This is a genomic window from Streptococcus sp. HMSC034B03 (genome assembly GCF_001838575.1).
GTDB classification, from domain to species: domain Bacteria; phylum Bacillota; class Bacilli; order Lactobacillales; family Streptococcaceae; genus Streptococcus; species Streptococcus anginosus.
In genome coordinates this window covers 1-257 of the sequence record NZ_KV837641.1, presented here as the reverse complement: position 1 = coordinate 257, position 257 = coordinate 1, and the positions used below count along the sequence as shown (strand labels likewise).

Sequence of the window (257 nt, the reverse complement as noted above, 5' to 3'; positions counted from 1 at the left end):
TGGAGGATTACCCAAGTTCGGCTGAAGGGAACGGTCTTGAAAACCGTCAGGCGTGTAAAAGCGTGCGTGGGTTCGAATCCCACATCCTCCTTAGTAGGAATAGCGCGGGATGGAGCAGCCAGGTAGCTCGTCGGGCTCATAACCCGAAGGTCGTAGGTTCAAATCCTGCTCCCGCAATAGGTTGGCTCGGTAGCTCAGTTGGTAGAGCAATGGATTGAAGCTCCATGTGTCGGCGGTTCGATTCCGTCTCGCGCCAT

3 tRNA genes are annotated in these 257 nt (G+C 55.3%); all 3 read left to right on the top strand.

Annotated elements, in window-relative coordinates:
• The first annotated feature begins 1 nt into the window (after position 1).
• The 3 genes from HMPREF2634_RS09580 (at position 2) to HMPREF2634_RS09570 (ending at position 256) form a co-directional block, all read left to right on the top strand.
• Positions 2-91: transfer RNA gene (locus HMPREF2634_RS09580), tRNA-Ser, on the top strand.
• 12 nt (positions 92-103) lie between these two features.
• Positions 104-177, top strand: a tRNA-Met gene (locus HMPREF2634_RS09575).
• A gap of 6 nt (positions 178-183) precedes the next feature.
• A tRNA-Phe gene (locus HMPREF2634_RS09570) sits at positions 184-256 on the top strand.
• The last annotated feature ends 1 nt before the right edge of the window (position 257 follow it).